Source organism: Lelliottia sp. RD5 (assembly GCF_056032945.1).
The window spans coordinates 472656-493385 of record NZ_JBVYHQ010000001.1 but is presented as its reverse complement, the minus strand read 5'-3'; the positions used below and the strand labels follow the sequence as shown (position 1 = coordinate 493385).

19 protein-coding genes are annotated in these 20730 nt (G+C 53.2%); 11 read left to right on the top strand and 8 right to left on the bottom strand.

Going from position 1 to position 20730, the window contains the following annotated elements; translation table 11 throughout:
* The first annotated feature begins 9 nt into the window (after positions 1-9).
* The gene (locus AC0LWE_RS02535) at positions 10-972 is read left to right on the top strand and encodes a mannuronate-specific alginate lyase (RefSeq protein ID WP_219346557.1); all 963 of its coding nucleotides are present in this window, start codon (positions 10-12) and stop codon (positions 970-972) included.
* Here the strand turns inward: AC0LWE_RS02535 and AC0LWE_RS02530 are convergent.
* On the bottom strand, positions 969-1718 hold the full coding sequence (locus AC0LWE_RS02530) for an SDR family NAD(P)-dependent oxidoreductase (protein ID WP_059178940.1): 750 nt from the start codon (positions 1716-1718) through the stop codon (positions 969-971). The two genes, AC0LWE_RS02535 and AC0LWE_RS02530, sit on opposite strands and share 4 nt — an antisense overlap.
* Before the next feature lie 144 nt (positions 1719-1862).
* On the opposite strand from AC0LWE_RS02530, the gene AC0LWE_RS02525 reads away from it, so the two are divergent.
* The gene (locus tag AC0LWE_RS02525; protein ID WP_474264771.1) at positions 1863-2768 is read left to right on the top strand and encodes a LysR family transcriptional regulator; all 906 of its coding nucleotides are present in this window, start codon (positions 1863-1865) and stop codon (positions 2766-2768) included.
* 60 nt (positions 2769-2828) lie between these two features.
* Here the strand turns inward: AC0LWE_RS02525 and AC0LWE_RS02520 are convergent, their stop codons facing one another.
* Together AC0LWE_RS02520 and AC0LWE_RS02515 are read right to left on the bottom strand one after the other, a co-directional pair.
* A complete protein-coding gene (locus AC0LWE_RS02520; protein ID WP_059178942.1) occupies positions 2829-3257 on the bottom strand; it encodes an OsmC family protein in 429 nt (142 codons plus the stop codon).
* 75 nt (positions 3258-3332) lie between these two features.
* The gene (locus AC0LWE_RS02515; RefSeq protein WP_202666725.1) at positions 3333-4226 is read right to left on the bottom strand and encodes a LysR family transcriptional regulator; all 894 of its coding nucleotides are present in this window, start codon (positions 4224-4226) and stop codon (positions 3333-3335) included.
* A gap of 112 nt (positions 4227-4338) precedes the next feature.
* Here AC0LWE_RS02515 and AC0LWE_RS02510 point away from each other — a divergent pair, with 112 nt between their 5' ends.
* The 6 genes from AC0LWE_RS02510 to AC0LWE_RS02485 all read left to right on the top strand — a co-directional run bounded on the left by AC0LWE_RS02510 (position 4339) and on the right by AC0LWE_RS02485 (position 10260).
* On the top strand, positions 4339-5190 hold the full coding sequence (locus AC0LWE_RS02510) for a Vmh family MBL fold metallo-hydrolase (protein ID WP_202666724.1): 852 nt from the start codon (positions 4339-4341) through the stop codon (positions 5188-5190).
* 50 nt (positions 5191-5240) lie between these two features.
* A complete protein-coding gene (locus AC0LWE_RS02505) occupies positions 5241-5762 on the top strand; it encodes a VOC family protein (RefSeq protein ID WP_202713128.1) in 522 nt (173 codons plus the stop codon).
* Positions 5763-5906: 144 nt separating this feature from the next.
* Positions 5907-6125: a biofilm-dependent modulation protein gene (bdm, locus tag AC0LWE_RS02500; protein ID WP_012017436.1), complete on the top strand. Its 219-nt coding sequence runs from the start codon at positions 5907-5909 to the stop codon at positions 6123-6125.
* Positions 6126-6197: 72 nt separating this feature from the next.
* Entirely contained in the window at positions 6198-6335 is a 138-nt protein-coding gene (sra, locus tag AC0LWE_RS02495) for a stationary-phase-induced ribosome-associated protein (RefSeq protein ID WP_133630277.1), read from the top strand.
* A 176-nt stretch (positions 6336-6511) separates the two neighbouring features.
* Positions 6512-8209, top strand: coding sequence for an NAD-dependent malic enzyme (locus AC0LWE_RS02490; RefSeq protein WP_219346554.1), 1698 nt, complete (start codon positions 6512-6514; stop codon positions 8207-8209).
* A 341-nt stretch (positions 8210-8550) separates the two neighbouring features.
* Positions 8551-10260 carry an ABC-F family ATP-binding cassette domain-containing protein gene (locus AC0LWE_RS02485; RefSeq protein ID WP_219346553.1) on the top strand — a complete coding sequence of 570 codons (1710 nt, stop codon included), beginning with the start codon at positions 8551-8553 and terminating at the stop codon, positions 10258-10260.
* 34 nt (positions 10261-10294) lie between these two features.
* Here the strand turns inward: AC0LWE_RS02485 and AC0LWE_RS02480 are convergent, their stop codons facing one another.
* Together AC0LWE_RS02480 and araJ are read right to left on the bottom strand one after the other, a co-directional pair.
* Positions 10295-10894 (bottom strand): inorganic diphosphatase, encoded by a 600-nt coding sequence (locus AC0LWE_RS02480; RefSeq protein ID WP_131486607.1) that lies wholly within the window; start codon positions 10892-10894, stop codon positions 10295-10297.
* 117 nt (positions 10895-11011) lie between these two features.
* Positions 11012-12187, bottom strand: coding sequence for an MFS transporter AraJ (gene araJ / locus AC0LWE_RS02475; RefSeq protein WP_219346552.1), 1176 nt, complete (start codon positions 12185-12187; stop codon positions 11012-11014).
* 202 nt (positions 12188-12389) lie between these two features.
* On the opposite strand from araJ, the gene ppk2 reads away from it, so the two are divergent.
* Entirely contained in the window at positions 12390-13211 is an 822-nt protein-coding gene (ppk2, locus tag AC0LWE_RS02470) for a polyphosphate kinase 2 (RefSeq protein WP_059178951.1), read from the top strand.
* Between the two features lie 93 nt (positions 13212-13304).
* Here the strand turns inward: ppk2 and fdnI are convergent, their stop codons facing one another.
* Genes fdnI through fdnG form a run of 3 tightly spaced genes read right to left on the bottom strand, consistent with a single transcriptional unit; the run spans position 13305 to position 17897 of the window.
* Positions 13305-13961 carry a formate dehydrogenase-N subunit gamma gene (fdnI, locus tag AC0LWE_RS02465; RefSeq protein ID WP_059178952.1) on the bottom strand — a complete coding sequence of 219 codons (657 nt, stop codon included), beginning with the start codon at positions 13959-13961 and terminating at the stop codon, positions 13305-13307.
* A complete protein-coding gene (gene fdxH / locus AC0LWE_RS02460; RefSeq protein WP_219346551.1) occupies positions 13954-14838 on the bottom strand; it encodes a formate dehydrogenase subunit beta in 885 nt (294 codons plus the stop codon). Before fdxH ends, fdnI begins: the two co-directional genes overlap by 8 nt.
* Positions 14839-14849: 11 nt before the next feature.
* Complete coding sequence (gene fdnG / locus AC0LWE_RS02455) at positions 14850-17897, bottom strand: formate dehydrogenase-N subunit alpha (RefSeq protein ID WP_234593676.1); 3048 nt, start codon at positions 17895-17897, stop codon at positions 14850-14852.
* 220 nt (positions 17898-18117) lie between these two features.
* Here fdnG and yddG point away from each other — a divergent pair, with 220 nt between their 5' ends.
* On the top strand, positions 18118-19005 hold the full coding sequence (yddG, locus tag AC0LWE_RS02450) for an aromatic amino acid DMT transporter YddG (RefSeq protein ID WP_219346549.1): 888 nt from the start codon (positions 18118-18120) through the stop codon (positions 19003-19005).
* A 609-nt stretch (positions 19006-19614) separates the two neighbouring features.
* Positions 19615-20694, top strand: a complete 1080-nt coding sequence (gene ompC / locus AC0LWE_RS02445; RefSeq protein WP_131486613.1) for a porin OmpC — start codon at positions 19615-19617, stop codon at positions 20692-20694.
* Positions 20695-20730: the final 36 nt, after the last annotated feature.

The window sequence follows — 20730 nt, the reverse complement described above, 5'->3', positions numbered from 1 at the left end:
AGTCACCGGATGCGCCTACTTATCGTTCTACTCTTTATTTCCGGTTCAGCTTGCGCGGCTCAGCTTGTGCCGCCGCCCGGTTTTGCCCGGCCACTCCCGCAGACGGCAAAAGGGAAATGCGCCCCTCTGCCCGCGCCGTATACCGACAATCTGGATTTCCGCAGTAAATACGAAGGGTCGGACAGCGCCCGTGCAACGTTAAATCCTGAAGCAGAAAAGGCCTTTCGCCAGCAGACAAAATCCATTACCGATTTCGAGCGGGGCATCTCGGAAATGGTCTGGGGCTATAAACGCAGTGGCGACCCGAAAACCCTCAGCTGCATTCTGGACGGGTACCGCCGCTGGGCTGACGCGAATGCGCTGATGTCTACCACCGCCAATCATACCGGGCGTTCAATGCGCAAATGGGCGCTGGCAACGCTTGCCACGAGCTGGCTGGAGCTGGATATCCCGCAAAAAAATACAGCAACCGAACGCTGGCTGTCGCAACTGGCCGATCGGGTGGTGAAAGACTGGGACGGACTGCCGCTGAAAAAAACCAATAATCACAGCTATTGGGCAGCGTGGTCGGTGATGGCCGCATCAGTGGCGCTGAATCGTCAGGATCTGTTTGACTGGTCGCTCAAAGAGTACCGCATTGCGGCTCATCAGGTTGATGAGAACGGACAGTTGCCCAACGAACAAAAACGCGGTGCGCGTGCGGTGGCGTATCACAATTACGCCCTTCAACCACTGGTGATGATCGCAAGCTTTGCAAAGGCGAATCAGGTCGATGTTACACAGGAAAATCACGGTGCGCTGGCGCGGCTGGCGAGCTATGTTTTGCGAGACGATAATACCCATCTGGAATGGCTGGAGCCGTATTGTGCGTTATCGCACTGTGACGATGCGACGTTAACGCTGCGGGACGCCAGCCGTCCCTTGAAAAACCGCCGTCTGGGGGGAGATTTGACGGCGTTGTATCAGCCTTAAATCTGCGCCATACCGCCGTCGACAAACAGTTCAACGGCATTGATAAAGCTGGCGGCGTCGGAGGCCAGAAACGCAACGGCTTTACCGACTTCCGCGGGCTCACCAATCCGACCCAGCGGAACCTGCGCCGCCAGGGCATCATAAAGACCCTGACGCTGCGCCTCAGGAACCAATCCGCCTAATCCAGGTGTTTTAACCGGACCCGGACTCACCACATTCACCCGAATGCCACGCCCCTGCAAATCCAGCGCCCATGAGCGCGCAAAGTTTCTTACTGCGGCCTTACTGGCGCTATACACGCTAAAGTTGGCCGTGCCTTTTACCGAAACGGTAGACGCGGTCAGGATGATGGACGACCCGACGCTCAGAAGCGGCAACGCCTTCTGGACAGTGAACAGTACGCCGCGAACGTTAGTCCCGAATATCCTGTCAAAATGCTCTTCGGTGATGGCACCCAGCGGCAGCATGTCTCCGCCCCCGGCATTTGCAAACAGAATATCCAGACGCCCCGACTCCGCTGCGATCTGTGCGTAGACCTTATCCAGGTCGTCAAGACGGGAGGCATCAGCCCGAATACCCGTTGCCGACGCGCCAACTCGCGCGACAGCCTCGTCCAGCTCCTGCTGGCGACGTCCGGTGAGGTAGACCTTGGCCCCTTGTGCCGCCAGTTCCTGGGCGGTGGCAAGACCGATGCCCGTGCTTCCGCCCGTGACCAGTGCAATCTTATCTGAAAGTGGTTGATTCATTTTAATCTCCTCGACGCTGTTTCGAATGGGCTGTCAGTCAGCCGGTGAACACACTGTAGTCGGAGAAGAATTAATGAAAAATTGGCAAAAATAGAAAATACTCTTTCCACAGGTGAATAATCAGCTCTCACGGAGAAAGACATCGTGGATCAATTAATGGCTATGCGCGCGTTTACGCGGGTGGTGGAAACCGGCAATTTTACGCGGGCTGCGGACTCGCTGAACCTGCCAAATGCCACGTTAAGCAAGCTGGTGAAATCTCTCGAAGCCCATCTGGGCGTGCGTCTTTTACATCGCACAACCCGCCGCGTCGTTACCACTCCTGAGGGACAGGACTATTACGAAAAAGCCTCGCGGGTGCTCATTGATATCGAGGAGATCGACACCGCGTTTAGCGCGTCACAGCGCAGGCCGAAAGGCTATCTGCGCATTGATATCGGCGGGTCTACCGCGCGCGAAGTGCTGATCCCGGCATTACCGGATTTTTTACAGCGCTATCCGGAAATCAAAATCGATTTAGGCGTGTCCGATCGGCCGGTGGATCTGATTAGCGGTAACGTGGATTGTGTGATCCGTGGTGGTCCACTCGATGACTCATCGCTGATTGCGCGTCATATCGGTGATGCGACGATGGTGACCTGCGCGACCCCGGGATATCTGAAGGCCGCGGGTGTGCCTGCCTATCCGGATGAATTACGAAACGGGCACAAGCTGGTGAGTTATTTATCGCCGCTGACGGGCAGAGCATTCCCCTTTCGCTTTATCATTGAGGGTGAAATGCGGGAATTGAAAATGCAGCATCTTATTGGTGTGAACGAAAGCAATGCGCATTTGGCGGCGGCCGTGGCCGGGATGGGGATTATTCAGACCTTTTGCTATGTGGCAAAAGAGGCGCTGAAAGACGGTACGTTGGTTGAGATCCTGCAGGCATGGCGGCCCGCGAGCTACCCTTTTCATGTTGTTTATCCGCAGAATCGGCACATGACGCATCGGCTACGGGTCTTTATCGACTGGCTTGCCGAGATATTCCCTTCGGCACTGCGCGGTTAGCGCCTCTGAATTAACGCGGCAGAAATGAGCCGGGCTGTCGCCCGGCTTCTTGCATGGTGCTTAGTTCAGTTTGTAATCCAGCGTGATTTCCGCTTTCAGTACCTGAGAAACCGGGCATCCCGCCTTGGCTTTCTGGATAATGCCGTCAAACTGTTTCGGATCAATACCTGGAACCGTCACTTTGCTTTGCAGCGCGATTTTGCTGATGGCAAATCCGCTGTCGGTTTTGTCGAGGGAAACATCCGCTGTGGTGTCGATGGAATCTGCGGTATACCCCGATTCACCGAGCATCAGCGAAAGCGCCATCGAGAAACAGGCCGCGTGTGCTGCGCCAATCAACTCTTCCGGGTTCGTCCCTTTTTCACCCTCAAAACGGGTATTAAAGCCGTAGGGCTGCTGATTCAAAACGCCGCTTTCCGTTGAGACCGTACCTTTGCCGCGCTTAATGTCGCCAGACCAGTGTGCTGAACCGTGCTTATGAATCGTCATTGATGCTCTCCTTTTGGCTTACAAAGGGTTAAGTATAGGACATTGATTCCGTTCCGAGAGGAAGCCAGACGAGTCTTAGGCCGGAGCGCATATTTGCAGCAGACAATCAGACAGCGCATCGAGAAAAGCGCGTAACGCGGCGGGCTGATAATCCCGCGACAGATAGATACCATAAATCGCAATCGGTTTTGGCGTGAACGCGGGTAACACAGGCACAAGCGCCCCGCTGTTCAGCGCCGCTTGCGCCTCCAGTTCGGGCAGCATAGCGATACCGCAATGGTTGATCGCCGCTTCCATCAGCAATGACGAGATACTGGCGCTCAAATTTCCGCTGACGGCGGCAGTCATCACGTCCCCTTCAGCGCTAACAAGGCTCCAGGATTGCCCGGCAAAAAAACTGTAATGAAGACAGTTATGCTCCGCAAGGTCGTCAATCGATTGTGGATGCCCCTTCTGCGCAAGATAGTCTGGAGAAGCGCAAAGCACGGACCGGCACTCCCCGAGACGACGGGCAATCATGCCTGGCTCCGGATTATCAGTAATGCGGATCGCCACATCAATGCGTTCGCCTACCAGACTTACCGGATGGTTATTAACATCCATCTCCACGCGCAGTTGCGGATAGCGAGAGAGGAAATCCGGCAGCATCGGTGCGACGATTTGCATCGCCGTAAAATGCGCGCAGGCCACACGTAGCGTACCGGCAGGGACATCCTTAGCCGATTGATCTTCGATGTCCTGCGCCAGTTGAATGATATTGCGCACTTTCAGCAATACCTTTTCACCGGCAGGTGTAAGCGTCAGCTTGCGCGTCGAGCGGTGAACGAGCCGCGTGCCCGCCCACTTTTCCATCTGCTCCAGATAACGGCTCACCATAGGCCGCGAAATACCCAGTGCGCGCGCAGCGGCACTCAGACTCCCGAGCTCACAAATTCGGTTATAGACCTGGGCGGCGATTACGCGATCCATTTTAATGACTCCATCTGCTCGATTTATGAAACTAAGCATGTCTTGTTTCAGGAATTCTGGCAAATGAAGATATCCGTACAATAGAGACTTCTGACCCTATTGAGACAACATCATGAAACTGAACCGCCTTGCCCTGCTCTGCACCCTGTTTACACCTGCCGTGTTTGCCGCGCCGTTGACGCTGGACACGTACAATCCGCAGGAGAAAGGTATTTTTGCTGTCTCCTCTACGCTGGTATCCGGGCCAAAAGAAGCGGTGCTGTTTGACGCCCAATTCAGCGTGAAAGATGGTGAAGCGCTGGTCGAGAAAATTCGTCGCAGCGGCAAAACGCTCAGCAAAATCGTGATCACGTCAGGCGATCCCGATTTCTACTTCGGTCTGCAGCCGCTGGTGAAAGCATTCCCGAATGCAAAAGTGGTCGCCACGCAAAAAGTGGTCGATCACATCAAGGAAACCAAAGATGCCAAGCTGGCCTTCTGGGGACCGCAAATGAAAGACGGCGCGCCGTCTGAGCTCATTGTTCCGAAGGTGATCGCGTCCACGACGTTTATGGTTGACGGCGAGAAGATTGATATCGAACAGCCGGACAGCTACGCCGCCTATGTGTGGATCCCTTCTGCTAAAGCAATTCTCGGCGGCACCGGCGTGTCCTGGGGCATTCACGTTTGGACAGCGGATACTCAAAGCAAAGCGAGCCGCCAGCAGTGGCAAGATACGCTTACCGAAATGGCCGCGCGTAAACCAACGCGTGTGATCCCGGGTCATTACCTCGGAACGCCGCCTGCGGGGTCAGAAGCCATCCATTTTACCCGCACTTATCTGCAGCAATTTGAGCAAGCGTTAACGGCGCATAAGGATTCTGCAGCCGTGATTGCCACCATGAAAAAACAGTGGCCAACGCTTGCAGAAGACAGCTCACTAGAACTGAGCGCGAAGGTGAATACCGGCGAAATGAAGTGGTAGCACGATAATATTCTCCTGCTATAGTGACTTTTTTATAGCAGGAGAAAAATATGCCATCTACCGTCAGAGGAATTGATCATATCGGTATTACGGTTCCGGATATTGAGCAGGCCACGCTATTTTTTGAAAAAGCGTTGGGTGCTCAGGTTCTTTATCGCTCCGTAGAGCCCGGGGACGATAATATCGATAACGCATCACAAGAGAAAACGCTGCGCTTATTTCCCGGCACGCGAATCCGCGCTATTCGTATGCTGGCGCTGCCCAACGGCCCCGGTATTGAACTGTTCGAAATGCACGGTCCGGAACAGCAACCAGCCGCGCGTCCGAGTGATTTTGGCCTTCAGCATTTTGCCGTGTATGTTGATGATTTTGCGCAAGCTATCGCCCGATTTACGGCAGCAGGCGGAGAAATGTTTACCGAACCCAAACCGCTGACGTTTCCCGATGAGCGCGGTGAGGGCAATGCATTTTGCTACGGAAAAACTCCCTGGGGCAGCGTGATAGAATTAATTTCCTGGCCCTCTCCGATGCCCTACGAAAAATATATCCCGTTACGTCGCTGGAAACCGTAATACACGTTAAAAATGTGTTGATTATGATATTTTTATTTCCAGGATGAATCTGAACCACAGCGGTAAAAATATTTGCCATTCTGAATGTGAATTACGAAGTGCGAGCCGAAGCATTAAACAGATAACGACATGGAGGCAGGCAGCATGTTTACTCATTACTCAGCAAATACGCAATCCGCACAACCGGACCTCGTTCACGCCATTGAACAAGGCCTGCGCGCCGAACACGGCGCGGTCACTGAAGATGACATTTTAATGGAACTGACCCGCTGGGTCGAAGCCGCGGACAATGACATCCTCAGTGATATTTATCAGCAGACCATTAACTACGTCGTGAGTGGTCAGCACGCAACCTTGTCATAACCCAAGGGGTGACATTTCGTTTGCGCAAGCAAGCGTATCCTTCAAAACTCGCAACAGAATTGAGGAGTACACATGAAATCGAACCGTCATGCACGTCATATTCTGGGACTGAACTACAAGCTCTCCAACAAACGTAAAGTGGTGATCGAGGGCAGCAACGAAACGGTAGTCACCCATGCGTCCGGCAGAAAACGTCACGCAGATAAATAAAATTCCCGTCAGACTGATAACACCATCGGCAAAACCGATGGTGTTTTTGTATGTGCGCAACGAGTAATTAACATTCAGCTCCTTTATACTACTATCCGACCGCAGCCCTGCCAGCAAGCCAGAAAGATGACAACCTACAGTGCCAGGGACGGATATCTAAAAATCGAGTGAGTGACATGGACAATAAAGCAAAAAAACATCGTTCCCTTTATATTCCCTATGCGGGACCGGTTCTGCTGGAGTTTCCCCTGCTGAACAAAGGGAGCGCGTTTAGCGCCGAAGAGCGCAGCAGCTTCAACCTGCTGGGCTTATTGCCGGAAGTGGTCGAAACCATCGAAGAGCAGGCCGAGCGCGCCTGGATCCAGTATCAGGGTTTCAAAACCGAAATCGATAAGCACATTTACCTGCGAAACATTCAGGATACTAATGAAACCCTCTTCTATCGGCTGGTGCAAAATCATCTCGAAGAGATGATGCCGGTGATCTACACCCCCACCGTCGGTGCGGCGTGCGAGCGTTTCTCCGAGATTTATCGTCGCTCGCGCGGCGTGTTTATCTCTTACGAGAATCGCCACAACATGGATGACATCCTGCAAAACGTGCCAAACCACAACATCAAAGTGATCGTGGTGACGGATGGCGAACGTATTTTGGGTCTCGGCGATCAGGGTATCGGCGGGATGGGTATTCCAATCGGTAAACTCTCTCTGTATACCGCCTGTGGTGGCATCAGCCCGGCGTACACGCTGCCGGTTGTACTGGATGTCGGTACGAACAACCAGCAACTGCTGAACGACCCGCTGTATATGGGCTGGCGTCACCCGCGCGTAACAGATGACGAGTATTACCAGTTCGTCGATGATTTCATCCAGGCGGTTAAACATCGCTGGCCGGATGTTCTGTTGCAGTTCGAAGATTTTGCGCAGAAAAACGCGATGCCGCTGCTCAACCGCTATCGCGATGAAATTTGCTCGTTCAACGACGATATTCAGGGTACCGCGGCGGTCACCGCCGGGACGCTGATCGCCGCCAGCCGCGCGGCGGGCAGCCAACTGAGCGATCAAAAAATTGTCTTCCTCGGTGCGGGTTCTGCGGGATGTGGTATTGCAGAGCAGATCATCGCCCAGACCCAGCGCGAAGGGTTGAGTGAAGAACTGGCGCGTTCACGCGTCTTTATGGTTGACCGCTTTGGCCTGCTGACGGATGCCATGCCGAACCTGTTGCCTTTCCAGACTAAACTGGTGCAAAAGCGCGAAAACCTGAAAAACTGGGACACCGATAACGAGGTGCTCTCTCTGCTGGACGTCGTGCGTAACGTCAAGCCCGATATTCTGATTGGCGTGTCCGGCCAGACCGGATTATTCACCGAAGAAATCATTCGCGAAATGCACAAGCACTGTGCACGTCCGATCGTGATGCCGCTGTCTAACCCGACGTCGCGTGTCGAAGCCACGCCGCAGGACATTATCGCCTGGACCGAAGGCAACGCGCTGGTCGCTACCGGCAGCCCGTTTGACCCGGTCATCTGGAAAGACAAACTCTACCCCATCGCTCAGTGCAACAACTCCTACATCTTCCCGGGTATTGGCCTGGGGGTGATTGCCTCCGGCGCGTCGCGCATTACCGATGAGATGCTGATGTCGGCAAGCGAAACGCTGGCGCAGCACTCACCGCTGGTGAAAAATGGCGAAGGACTGGTTCTGCCGGAACTCAAAGATATTCACATCGTGTCGCGAGCTATTGCCTTTGCCGTCGGCAAAATGGCGCAGCAGCAGGGCGTGGCGGTGAAAACCTCCGCCGATGCGCTGCAGCAAGCGATCGACGAAAACTTCTGGATGCCGGAATACCGCAGCTATCGTCGTACCTCGATTTAAATCCGATGACCAACTGGCCCTCTCTACGCAGGAGAGGGTCAGGCACGGATTCGCAACGTCTTCTTGCCCGACTAGCAAAATCCCGCCGACCCCGTTACACTCCTTTTATCCATTAACTTGATGAATATATAAGGAGGCCAATTATGCTGTACTGTGAAATTTTCAATTTTTCACATACTTTAGGTGATCGCACTAGCTCAAGCGTTATCGACTTCATGTTGCGATAACTTCTGCTTGAGCGAAGACACCCTCTACTGAATCCCTTCTCTCGGGCTTACTGAGTTATCGTCAGCGACGTTTGACGAGGCATTTTCATGCCTGTAACACTTGAGTAAGCAACAATGAGCACATTACTAACTGCACAATCTTTACGTGTTGATACCGCGTTCACGACGCTCTTCGACTCGCTCTCCTTTACCCTGAAAAAAGGCGACCGCATTGGTTTGCTGGGTGATAACGGCTGCGGCAAAAGTACCCTGCTGAAAATTCTCGACGGCACTGATTCTCCGGCTGTCGGCACAGTCGCACTCGCCGGACACTGCCTGATGTCGCGCGTCGAACAGCATCTGCCGGAGGCAATTTATTCCCTGACGATGATCGATGCCGTGCTGGCGCAACTCCCGGCGAATGAGCGCGATAGCCTGCGCTGGAAGGCAGAAACGCTGCTGGCGACAATGGGTTTCACTGCACCCGATATGGCGCTGCACTCCGCGACATTAAGCGGCGGACAACATACGCGTCTGCTGCTGGCTCGCGCGCTAATTAGCGATCCCGATCTGCTGTTATTGGATGAACCGAGCAACCACCTTGATCTCCCCACCATGCTGTGGCTGGAGCAGTTTTTGCAGAACTGGTCCGGTAGCTTCGTGCTGGTTTCCCACGACAGGCAACTGCTTGATGCTGTCACCAACGGAAGCTGGATTTTGCGCGATAAAACGCTGCACGCCTTCGCGCTGCCCTGCACTGCGGCACGTCAGGCGCTGGCGGAACGAGACGAAAGCGACGCCCTGCGGCATAAAGCGGAGCAAAAGGAGATTGATCGTGTTGCGGCGAGCGCAAAACGGCTGGCGACCTGGGGCAAGGTCTACGACAACGAAGATCTGGCCCGCAAAGCCAAACAGATGGAAAAACAGGTCGAGCGCTTAAAGGAGAGTCAGACCGATCTCACCGTGGGCAGCCCGTGGACGCTCACGCTCAGAGGTGATGCGCTGCGCGCGGATCGCTTGCTGGAGATGCAACATCTTGCCGTTCCACCTGCGCCTGGGTTAACGCCCCTGTTTAACGTTGACATCGCCCGGCTTAAAAGCGGCGATCGCATCGCGATTATGGGGCGCAATGGCTGCGGTAAATCTTCGCTGATGAAGCTTATCTGGCGACAATTTACCGCCGGGCAAGACACGGATGAGCTGAAAATCCACCCGCGTGTCACGCTGGGGTATTACGACCAGACGCTGCATCAGCTGCCGGATGACGCGCTGCTGCTGGACGCACTTGAACCGTTCGCGCCCGATCCGCAGGTCCGCAAAATGGCGCTGATTAGCGCAGGTTTTCCGTGGGCGCGACACGCGCAAAAAGTCTCAACGCTCAGCGGTGGCGAACGTTCACGTCTGCTGTTTGTCGGACTCACGCTTGCCCGCTACAGCCTGCTGATGCTTGACGAGCCGACCAACCACCTGGATATGGAAGGTAAAGAGGCGCTGGCCGACACGCTGCAACAGTTTGAGGGCGGCGTGCTGCTGGTGAGCCATGACAGGCAGTTAATCCGTCAAAGCTGTAATCGATTCTGGCTGGTCGAGGATGGAAAACTGAGCGAATGGCACGATGCTGACGCGGTCTTTGAACGGCTGCGCGAAAGCAGCGGCCTGAAACCGATCGCCACGTCGCGGTCTGTTGAAGAGGATCGCCTGCCGGAATGCGACGATCTGCTTGAACGGCTGGTGACGCTGGAATCGTTGCTGGCGGAGGATTTGGCGCGTAAGCCGAAGCATCAAAAACCTCAGCTTCAGGAACAGTGGCGAAAGGAGATTAAAATTCTGGAAGCCCAGCTGTAAATCTGCGCCCGGCGGTTAAACGCCGGGCCAGTTTTTATTGCGGTTTTTTCTCTTTCCAGGCATCCCATGCCTGCTTAATTTCCTGCTTCGCGGTAGCGGCATCATTAAAGCCGCTCAGCTCCACTTTCTTGCGCCCTTCTGGCAAGTCTTTATAGACGCGGAAAAAAGCTTCCAGGCGCTGCACTTCGATTTTCGGCAGGTCGCTGAGCTCTTTAATGTCGTCGTACGTTGGGTCGATTTTGCTTGCCGGAACGGCGACGATTTTATCGTCTTTCTCACCGCCATCGATCATTTTCAGCACGCCAATCGCGCGCAGTTTAATGAGCGTCCCCGGCGCCAAAGGCGCACGCGTATAGAAAATAACGTCCAGCGGATCGCCATCTCCCGCCAGAGACTGGGTCAGCGAGCCATAGTTAGCCGGATAGGCCACCGGCATCGACTGGAAACGGTCGGCAATAATAAAACCGGTTTTGGCGTCGGTTTCGTATTTGATAATGCCGCCCGCCGGGATCTCGGTAACGGCATAGAATTCTTCGGGATTATTTTCTGGCTGCGGGAATTCCAGAATATTTTGCGCCTGTACGGAGGCGGACAGGAGAACGCTGACGGCGATGATTTTTTTAACCAGATGCATTGTCTTTTAACTCTTCGGTTATTGAGAAGACAACACGTTACGTTTAGCAGATGACAGAACCATGACGCCTGCATGACAGAAAATCAGGCGCTCACGTAAGATATTATTCGGTAATGATCACGCTAGCGCGTTGTCGTTCGCCTGATTCCGTTTTCCTTTTTTATAACCGTACATCAGTAACGAAGACATGGCCGCGAACGACAGAATGGCTGCGGGTAGTGTGACGTAGCTCCAGCTGTAGCCAAGCGTAATCATCATCCCACCGAAATAGGCACCGATGGCGCTGCCGAGGTTAAATGCTACCTGCCCTCCTGCCGCACCCAGCAATTCTCCCCCTTTCGCATTCTGCAGTAACAGAATTTGCAGTGGCGCAGAGAGTGCAAAAAGGCCAGCACAGCAGATAAAGCCCATCAGCAGCGAGGCCGATTTGTGCTCACCAAAGGCAAAGAGCGCCACCAGCGACAGGACGATCACCAGATCGGTGGTAGCGGCAATGCGCAGCGGGCTGTAGCGTCCGGATAATTTGCCGCTCAGCATATTCCCTAACACCATCCCCAGGCCCATCAGCATCATGATGACGGTCATGAAGGCTTCCGAAAAACCGGAAACATTCACCATAAACGGCTTCACAAAGCTAAACCACGCGAATACGCCTGCATTGCCAAACATCGTCGCGGCAAAAATTAACCAGGGTTCCGGTTTTTTCAAAAAGTGGAATTGCTCGATCAGTCTGGAATCCGTTTTGTCATACAGCGTGGGAACCCAGAAAATAATCGACAGGATCACCAGCGCATCAAAAGCAGCGATCAGAGAAAAGGTGTAGCGCCAGTTGTATTCGTGCCCAAGCCAGGTGCCCAGCGGAACCCCTACCAGATTTGCGACCGTCATGCCGGCAATCATCCCGGCTACGGCTAAGGTCACCTTGCCCGGCGGTGCAATTTTAGACAGGATGATCGCCCCAACGCCGAAGAATGCACCGTGGGGAAATCCGGACACCAGTCGGCCTATTGCCAGCCAGAGATAGGAGGTGGAAAGCGTAAAGATCACATTTCCGACGACGCACAGAGTAATCAGAAAGAGCAGAATCGTTTTTAGTGAGAACTTGCCAGAAAACAGCGCAATGACAGGCGCGCCAATGACAACACCGAACGCGTAATACGAAATCATGCTCCCGGCGGAAGGGATCGTGATGCCGGTGTCGCGAGCCAGCTCAGTTAGCACGCCCATGATGCCAAATTCGGCCATTCCCAGACCAAAAGTGCCCAGTGCTAACGAGAAAACGGTTTTTTTCATACCACAGCCATTTGTTAAAATTTTGCAACAGTCATTATTCATTAAACGCGGGATGTGAGCCAGTTCCAATCGGCCTTCTGACCGATCTATCCATTATTTCGGATAGGCTGTGAATATTTTACGCTGACTTGTCGGGCCACGATTACACTTCACAGAGAGACCTCCCGATCCTCCTCACTGAATCCGTAACAGGACGGTAATCATGGCGAATAAGAAAGTGACAAAGGTCATTGCTGAAACCGTTAAACGTGCGCCCCTCAAAACCAAAGATTACGAAAAAGAACTGCGTCGTCTGCATGTGGAACTGGTGAAGCTCCAGCAATGGGTTGTCGCGAAGGGCCTTAAAGTATGCATCGTGTTTGAAGGGCGCGACGGCGCAGGAAAAGGAGGAACTATTAAGGCTATTACCGAGCGGGTCAGTCCCCGTGTTTTCCGGGTGATTGCCCTCCCCGCGCCGACCGACAAAGAAAAAAGTCAGCTCTATTTTCAGCGCTACGTGCCGCATCTGCCCTCTGCCGGTGAAATCGTGATTTTTGACCGCAGCTGGTACAACCGCGCAGGCGTTGAACGCGTCATGGGATTTTGCACGCCGGAACAGGTCGAAAAGTTTCTGGATGGTGCGCCGATTATTGAGCGCGCGATGGTGGATGCGGGCATTATCCTGATCAAATATTGGCTCGAAGTGACGCCAAAAGAGCAGGAACGCCGCCTGCGCGATCGTATTGACGACGGGCGCAAGACCTGGAAGCTGTCACCAATGGACATTAAGTCGTTCAATCGTTGGGATGAATACACCGAAGCGCGCGATGCCATGTTTGCCGCGACCGATACCGCCTGGGCACCGTGGTATGTTGCGCGATCTGAAGATAAAAAACGCGTCCGGCTGAATATTATCTCGCACCTGCTTTCGCAGATCCCTTACAAATCGCTGCCCGCTGAGACGGTCAAACTGCCAAAGCGTCGAAAAATTGGCAAGATTAAACCGACCGATTATCCGTTCCGGTATATTTCTGAGCGATTTTAAGCGTGATTTAATCTCGTTTAATTATCAGTCATCAACATAAAAAACCCGCACCGAACTGTTATCCGATGCGGGTTTAGCGATACAGAAAAGGGTTTACTTTATCCCTTCCGTACTCTCTTTTTTAGCTTCCAGCCTTTCGACGTCACGATACCAGCGCGGATGATGTTTTTGCGCCCAGCGGCGGCTGACCTTGCCTTCGATCATGCCTTTAATCGACCCTTTCACCCAGAATGCCATATACATATGAATCAGGATGGCGTGAATCAAAATAATGGCGGACGTCGCATGGATCAGTAGACTGTAGCGAATCACTTGGATCGGGAAATAGTGCGCAAAATACGGACGCCAGATGATTACCCCCGTCACCAGCAGCACAAAAATCATGCTCATGATGGTCCAGAACATCATCTTTTGACCGGCGTTGTATTTACCCACTTTCGCGACTTTATGCTCGTTGCCTTTCAGGACTTCGACAATCCCCTTCACCCACGGAATATCCTGCTTGTCCGGGATGTTGTGATGCACAAAGCGCACGAACATAAACATCAGCACCACGAAGATCAGCACGCCAAAGAACGGATGCAGAATGCGCCCCATCTGCGGCGTGCCGAAGGTTTCAGTGAGCCATTGCAGCGTCGGGAAGAAAAACGAAATTCCCGACACGGCCACCAGGAAGAAGCAGATCACCACCGTCCAGTGACAGGCGCGGTCAATAAACTTCGTGCGCACGATCATCTTTGACTTACTCATGACGATCTTCCTCCTCATCATCCACCTCTTTGTTTGGCCCGATACCGATGTAGTGATAAATCAGCCCGGCAAAGGTGGCAACAAAACCAGCCGCGGCCAGCGGTTTCAACGCGCCTTTCCACAAATTAATGGAGGTATCAATTGCGGGCTCTTTCGGCAGATTATGATAAAGCTCCGGCCGATCGTTGTGGTGCAACACATACATGACGTGTGTTCCACCGACACCCTGCGGATTGTAAATGCCCGCATTCGCATAGCCGCGTGCTTTCAGCTTATCGACCCGCTCCTGCGCCACATCCAGCATCTCTTTTTTGGTACCAAAATGGATCGCACCGGTTGGACAGGTTTTCACGCAGGCCGGCTCCTGACCCACGCTCACGCGATCCACGCACAGCGTGCATTTGTATACCCGGTTATCGTCTTTGTTCAGCCGCGGAACGTTGAACGGACAACCCGCGATACAGTAGCCGCAGCCAATGCAGTTATCCTGCTGGAAATCGACGATACCATTGGCGTACTGAATAATGGCCCCCGCCGACGGACACGCTTTCAGGCACCCCGGATCTTCACAGTGCATACAGCCGTCTTTGCGGATCAGCCACTCCAGCTTGCCGTTTTGGTCCGTTTCGCTAAAGCGCATCACCGTCCAGGATTTGGCGCTCAAATCCGCGGGATTATCGTAAACCCCCACGCAGTGCCCAACCTCATCGCGAATGTCATTCCACTCTGAACAGGCCACCTGGCAGGCTTTGCAGCCCACACAGGAGGAGACATCGATAAGCTTGGCCACTTCCGCCTTAAAATCCCGCGCACGAGGCGCGGGCGTCATCGGGTTGGTCGCGGAGCGTTTAATAATGTCTTGTGTTTCCATTGTCATTTAATCGCTCCTTACACTTTCTCGATGTTAACCAGAAACGCCTTATATTCCGGCGTTTGCGAGTTGGCATCGCCGACGTTTGGCGTCAGGGTATTGGCGATATAGCCCTTCTGCGCCACCCCTTCAAAGCCCCAGTGCAGCGGAATACCGACGGTTTCGACCTGCTGACCGTTAACCTGCAACGTTTGCAGACGGCGCGTTACGACCGCGACCGCGCGAATAAAACCGCGTTTGCTGCTCACCGTGACGCGATCGCCGTTGGCGATCCCCTTCGTTTTCGCCAGCGTTTTGCTGATTTCCACAAACTGTTCCGGCTGCGCGATCGCGTTAAGCCGCGCGTGTTTGGTCCAGGTGTGAAAATGCTCGGTCAGGCGATACGTGGTCCCGACGTACGGGAACTTATCTTTCTTGCCGAGGCGCAGCGCGTCGTCTTCATACAGGCGAACGACCGGGCTTGAAACCACGTTCGGGTGCAGCGGGTTGGTGCCGAGCGGCGTTTCCATCGGCTCGTAATGTTCCGGGAATGGCCCTTCGGCGAGCTTATCGAGCGCAAACAGCCGCCCAAGCCCTTCCGGCTGCATGATAAACGGCCCGGTTGCGCTGCCTGGCGCGGCAGTGTTGTAGTCAGGAATATCGTTACCTGCCCACTTCGTGCCGTTCCATTCAATCAGCATCCGTTTAGGATCCCACGGCTTACCGTTGATATCCGCCGAGGCACGGTTGTACAGCACGCGACGGTTGAGCGGCCACGCCCACGCCCAACCGAGCGTATTGCCGAGACCCGACGGATCGGCATTATCGCGGTTGGCCATCTGGTTGCCCTGTTCCGTCCAGCTTCCGGCATAGATCCAACACGACGATGCGGTAGAACCGTCATCGCGCAGCAGCGCAAAGCTGCTCAGCAACTGCCCTTTTTTCGCCAGCAGAGTACCGTTGGCGTCATAGAGATCCGCCAGCGCCACGCCGTTGTTCTCTTTCGCCACCTCTTCCGATTCAGGATGATCCGGCTGCTTATAGTTCCAGCTCATCTTCAGCAGCGGTTCGACGCCTTTACCGCCTTCTGTGCGATACATTTTGCGCAGACGGTGGTAAATCCCGGCCAGAATTTCGCCGTCGTTCCGCGCTTCACCCGGCGCATCCTGGCCTTTCCAGTGCCACTGTAACCAGCGCCCGGAGTTGGCAATCGAGCCGTCTTCTTCTGCAAAACAGGTCGACGGCAGACGGAACACTTCGGTCTGAATCGACGCCGTATCCACATCGTTCATCTCGCCGTGGTTCTGCCAGAAGTTCGACGTTTCAGTGACCAGCGGATCGATAACCACCATGTATTTCAGCTTGCTTAAGCTGCGCACCACTTTGTTTTTGTCCGGGAACGACGCGACGGGGTTAAAGCCCTGGCAGATATAGCCCGTCACGTTGCCTTTATCCATCATGTTGAAATACTTGATGACGTCGTAGGCCTGATCCCATTTTGGTAGCCAGTCAAAGCCCCAGTCGTTCTCTTTCTGCGCTGCATCGCCATAAAACGATTTCATCAGGCTCACGAAGAACTTCGGATAGTTACCCCAGTAATTCACCTGATCGGCAAGCGTCGCTTTCGGCGTATTCGCGGTGAGATAGGTTTGCAGATCGGCGTGCTTATCGGAGGGCAGGCTCAGATACCCGGACAGGCTGGTGGACAGCAAACCGAGATCGGTTAACCCCTGAATATTGGAGTGTCCGCGCAGGGCATTTACGCCGCCGCCGGCCATGCCCATATTCCCCAGCAGCAGCTGAATCATCGCCATGGTGCGGATGTTCTGTGCGCCAACCGTATGCTGCGTCCAGCCGAGCGCATACAGGAACGTCGTAGTTCTGTTAGCCGCGCTGGTGGAGGCGAGCACTTCACAGATTTTCAGGAAATCGGCTTTCGGCGTACCGCAGATATTTTCCACCACATCTGGCGTATAACGGGAAACGTGCTGTTTCAGCAAGTTCCATACGCAGCGCGGATCGGTCAGGGTTTCATCGCGTTTAGCAAAACCCTTTTCGTCGAACTGATAGTTCCAGGACGATTTGTCGTACTGCCGTTTTTCAGCGTCATAGCCGCTGAACAGGCCGTCATCAAAGGCAAAGTCTTCCCGCACCAGCAGATTGGCGTTGGTGTAGTGTTTGACATATTCGGCGTTGATTTTGTTGTTTTCGATCAGATACAGCAGCACGCCAGACAGGAACGTAATGTCCGTACCGGAACGAATAGGCGCATAAATATCGGCTACCGAGGCCGTACGCGTGAAGCGTGGATCGACGACGATCAGCGTCGCATCGTTATTGTTTTTCGCTTCCATCGCCCAGCGGAATCCCACTGGATGGGCTTCGGCAGCGTTACCGCCCATCACCATCACGACGTTTGCGTTTTTAATATCAACCCAGTGGTTGGTCATCGCACCGCGACCAAATGTTGGAGCAAGACTTGCTACCGTTGGTCCGTGTCAGACGCGCGCCTGGTTGTCTACCGCCAGCATGCCGAGTGAACGCACGAATTTTTGCGTCAGCATGCCCGTTTCATTACTTGCCGCAGAGGCGCACAGCATCCCGGTGGACAGCCAGCGGTTGACGGTTACGCCCTGCGCATTCTTCTCGATAAAGTTGGCGTCACGGTCGGCTTTCATTAATTTCGCGATCCGGGAAAACGCCTCGTTCCAGGAAATACGCTGCCATTTATCGGAACCTGGCGCACGGTATTCCGGGTAACGCAGTCGATTATCGCTGTGAACATAATCCAGCAAACCCGCGCCTTTCGGGCACAGCGCCCCACGACTGACCGGATGATCCGGATCCCCTTCGATATGATAAATCGCTTCTTTGGCGTTCTTCGCGCCATCGCCCAGGCTATACATCAATAGCCCACATCCCACGGAGCAGTATGTGCAGGTGTTGCGGATCTCTTTTGCGCGCAGCAATTTATAGTTGCGCGACTGAGCCAGCGCTATTTTGGGAGCAAATCCCAACGCAGCGGCTGTTGTTCCGGCCATACCGCCCGCGCAGATTTTAAAAAACTTTCTGCGGCTGACGTCCATTGCGGTCCTCGTGATAGGAATGAGTCTTCGCGCCGAAAACTATCAGTAATATCCCTGCATTTTTTGCGTCAAATCAATCTCAAGTATCTTCGCCCCCTAAATAGTCACCGCTGGCGACTTTAGATAATCCTTTAGGATGAGCTACTTGCTGAATCGTTCGCGAAAGCCTTTGAAAAAATGCTATAAATTTGCCCCTTAATGACAGGTTTTTGGGAAAGTAATGGACAGGAAAAGAGCAACACTGATTGGCCTCGCCGCGATTGTCTTATGGAGCACAATGGTGGGACTCATTCGCGGTGTCAGTGAAGGGCTCGGGCCCGTGGGCGGCGCGGCAATGATCTACACCCTCAGCGGATTACTGTGCCTGCTGACCGTTGGATTTCCCAATCTGAAACGATTTCCGCCGCGCTATCTTATTGCTGGCAGCGTGCTGTTTGTCAGCTATGAAATATGTCTGGCGTTGTCGTTGGGTTACGCCAGCAACCGACATCAGGCGATCGAAGTCGGGATGGTAAATTATCTGTGGCCGAGCCTGACGATTGTCTTTGCGATAGTGTTCAACGGGCAAAAAACGAATTTGTGGGTGATCCCCGGATTACTGATTTCGCTACTCGGCGTGGCATGGGTTTTAGGCGGCGAGCAAGGGCTACATCTCGATGAAATTATCAGCAATGTCGTGTCGAATCCTTTGAGCTACGGTCTGGCGTTTGCGGGTGCATTTATCTGGGCGGCGTACTGCACCGTCACCAGTAAATATGCCAAAGGGAACAACGGGATCACGCTGTTTGTGTTACTCACTGCGCTGGCGCTGTGGCTGAAATATCTCTTCAGCGTTCAGCCTGAAATGGTCTTTAGCGTGCCCGTGGTTACCAAACTATTAATGTGCGGCGTGGCGCTGGGGTTTGGTTATGCCTCATGGAATATCGGCATTCTTCACGGAAACGTGTCGGTACTGGCCACAGTTTCCTATTTTACGCCTGTGCTCTCCGCCGCCCTCGCTGCCGTATTGCTTAACGCCCCGCTTTCGTTCTCCTTCTGGCAAGGCGCACTGATGGTCTGCGCAGGATCGCTTCTGTGCTGGTACGCAACCCGAAATAAGCAACAATAAAAGATAAGCGCGAAGGAGAATTCTTTCGCGCTTATTGCGCGGTAACGTATTTGTGATCGCGCGTCAAAATATTCATTTCTCCGCTCGTGCATCCGTGAATCTTTTGGTTATATTTACTCGACCGAAACGTCTCCTTACATTATTGCTGACAGAAACTGACAACATGCAGTATTAATTACCGCCTATTATTCCCGGCTGACATAACGCGTCGTGCAATAATCCCTCGCTGAACATTTCGAAAATAGCTGCGCAATAACATCTAACTCTTTGCTTTATATCCTCGCGGAGAATATTTAAAGTATAAAAACTCTAAAATAACAGATAATATTCAAAGGTAACTAAACCACTCTGAAACTATGACTCAATTAATTGTCATAAGTTGAAAATAGCTGTAATTAGAATAACAAATAACCGATACCGGTAATTTGAGGCCATTTAATCCGATCTCGGTCACACTAATTGAAATTAAAAGCAATATCCTGAAACTTATTATTGAAAGAACACACGAAGATTTTTAAAAATAGCATTCCATTGACAAACCACTTCGTTGAGAAATTGTTTAGCAATGGCTCAGGACATGCTTAAAGAAAATTATAAGGACGATTAAAAATGAAACTTAAATTAGTTGCAGTGGCAGTGACTACCCTGTTGGCAGCAGGTGCGGTAAACGCAGCAGAAGTATTCAACAAAGACGGAAACAAGCTGGATCTGTACGGTAAAGTGACCGGTCTGCACTACTTCTCTGATGACACCGACAACGACGGCGACAAAACTTACGTGCGTCTGGGCTTCAAAGGTGAAACCCAGATCAACGATCAGCTGACCGGTTTTGGTCAGTGGGAATATGAGTTCAAAGGCAACAACGACGAATCCAACGGTGACAAAGGCAACAAAACCCGTCTGGCATTCGCGGGCCTGAAATTCAACGAATTTGGTTCTTTCGACTACGGTCGTAACTACGGCGTGGCTTACGACATCGGCGCATGGACCGACGTACTGCCAGAATACGGCGGAGATACCTGGACTCAGACCGACGTGTTCATGACCGGCCGTACCACCGGCGTGGCAACCTACCGTAACCAGGACTTCTTCGGTCTGGTTGACGGCCTGAACGTGGCTGCGCAGTACCAGGGCAAAAACGACCGTGATGACGTCACCAAAGCGAACGGCGACGGCTGGGGTCTTTCTTCTACTTATGAATTCGACGGCTTCGCCGTGGGTGCAACTTACGCAAAAGCTGACCGTACCGACGATCAGGTCCGTTACGCAGCGCAGAGCGTTCTGAATGCCTCCGGCGATAACGCTGAAGTGTGGGCGGCTGGCCTGAAATACGATGCGAACAACATCTATCTGGCAACCACCTATTCCGAAACCCGCAACATGACGGTCTTCGGTGACAAGCATATTGCCAACAAAGCGCAAAACTTTGAAGCTGTTGCTCAGTACCAGTTTGATTTCGGTCTGCGTCCGTCCATCGCTTACCTGAAGTCCAAAGGCAAAGATATCGAGACTTACGGTGACCAGGATCTGGTTGAGTACATCGAGCTGGGCGCGAGCTACTACTTCAACAAAAACATGTCCACCTACGTTGATTACAAAATCAACCTGCTGGACGACAACAAATTCACCAACGATGCGAAAATCGCTACCGATAACATCGTTGCACTGGGCCTGACCTACCAGTTCTAAGAATTTGTGAGTTAAAAAGGCCAGCCCTCGTGGCTG

Bases quoted from the DNA above. Each gene is read 5' to 3' on its own strand.
- fdnI (WP_059178952.1), bottom strand. From the start codon at position 13,961: ATGAGTAAGTCAAAGATGATCGTGCGCACGAAGTTTATTGACCGCGCC.
- AC0LWE_RS02515 (WP_202666725.1), bottom strand. From the start codon at position 4,226: ATGGATCGCGTAATCGCCGCCCAGGTCTATAACCGAATTTGTGAGCTC.
- bdm (WP_012017436.1), top strand. From the start codon at position 5,907: ATGTTTACTCATTACTCAGCAAATACGCAATCCGCACAACCGGACCTC.
- ppk2 (WP_059178951.1), top strand. From the start codon at position 12,390: ATGGCGAATAAGAAAGTGACAAAGGTCATTGCTGAAACCGTTAAACGT.
- AC0LWE_RS02510 (WP_202666724.1), top strand. From the start codon at position 4,339: ATGAAACTGAACCGCCTTGCCCTGCTCTGCACCCTGTTTACACCTGCC.
- AC0LWE_RS02480 (WP_131486607.1), bottom strand. From the start codon at position 10,894: ATGCATCTGGTTAAAAAAATCATCGCCGTCAGCGTTCTCCTGTCCGCC.
- ompC (WP_131486613.1), top strand. From the start codon at position 19,615: ATGAAACTTAAATTAGTTGCAGTGGCAGTGACTACCCTGTTGGCAGCA.
- AC0LWE_RS02505 (WP_202713128.1), top strand. From the start codon at position 5,241: ATGCCATCTACCGTCAGAGGAATTGATCATATCGGTATTACGGTTCCG.
- AC0LWE_RS02485 (WP_219346553.1), top strand. From the start codon at position 8,551: ATGAGCACATTACTAACTGCACAATCTTTACGTGTTGATACCGCGTTC.
- yddG (WP_219346549.1), top strand. From the start codon at position 18,118: ATGGACAGGAAAAGAGCAACACTGATTGGCCTCGCCGCGATTGTCTTA.
- fdxH (WP_219346551.1), bottom strand. From the start codon at position 14,838: ATGACAATGGAAACACAAGACATTATTAAACGCTCCGCGACCAACCCG.
- AC0LWE_RS02520 (WP_059178942.1), bottom strand. From the start codon at position 3,257: ATGACGATTCATAAGCACGGTTCAGCACACTGGTCTGGCGACATTAAG.
- AC0LWE_RS02535 (WP_219346557.1), top strand. From the start codon at position 10: ATGCGCCTACTTATCGTTCTACTCTTTATTTCCGGTTCAGCTTGCGCG.
- AC0LWE_RS02490 (WP_219346554.1), top strand. From the start codon at position 6,512: ATGGACAATAAAGCAAAAAAACATCGTTCCCTTTATATTCCCTATGCG.
- AC0LWE_RS02530 (WP_059178940.1), bottom strand. From the start codon at position 1,718: ATGAATCAACCACTTTCAGATAAGATTGCACTGGTCACGGGCGGAAGC.
- sra (WP_133630277.1), top strand. From the start codon at position 6,198: ATGAAATCGAACCGTCATGCACGTCATATTCTGGGACTGAACTACAAG.
- araJ (WP_219346552.1), bottom strand. From the start codon at position 12,187: ATGAAAAAAACCGTTTTCTCGTTAGCACTGGGCACTTTTGGTCTGGGA.